The sequence below is a fragment of the Bacillus sp. SIMBA_005 genome, assembly GCF_046535585.1.
Classification (GTDB): domain Bacteria; phylum Bacillota; class Bacilli; order Bacillales; family Bacillaceae; genus Bacillus; species Bacillus pumilus.
This window is the reverse complement of sequence record NZ_JAWRWI010000744.1, coordinates 1-255: the sequence shown is the minus strand read 5'-3', so window position 1 is coordinate 255 and position 255 is coordinate 1. Positions and strand designations below refer to the sequence as shown.

1 protein-coding gene is annotated in these 255 nt (G+C 34.1%); it reads left to right on the top strand.

The features are described from left to right. On the top strand, positions 1-255 hold a 255-nt coding region (locus SB660_RS22045; protein ID WP_410584592.1), incomplete at both ends, for a 2-oxo acid dehydrogenase subunit E2.

Here is a 255-nt window from a genome sequence, read left to right as displayed (position 1 = left end):
CTGATGGATGAAGTTGATGTAACAGCTCTTGTAGCACATCGCAAAAAATTCAAAGATATTGCTGCTGAAAAAGGTGTGAAATTAACGTATTTACCATACGTAGTAAAAGCGCTTATTTCAACATTGCGTGAATTCCCAGAATTTAACCGTTCTTTAGATGATGCAACACAAGAAATTATTCAAAAGCACTACTACAATATCGGTATTGCAGCAGATACAGAAAAAGGTTTATTAGTTCCAGTTATTAAACATGCA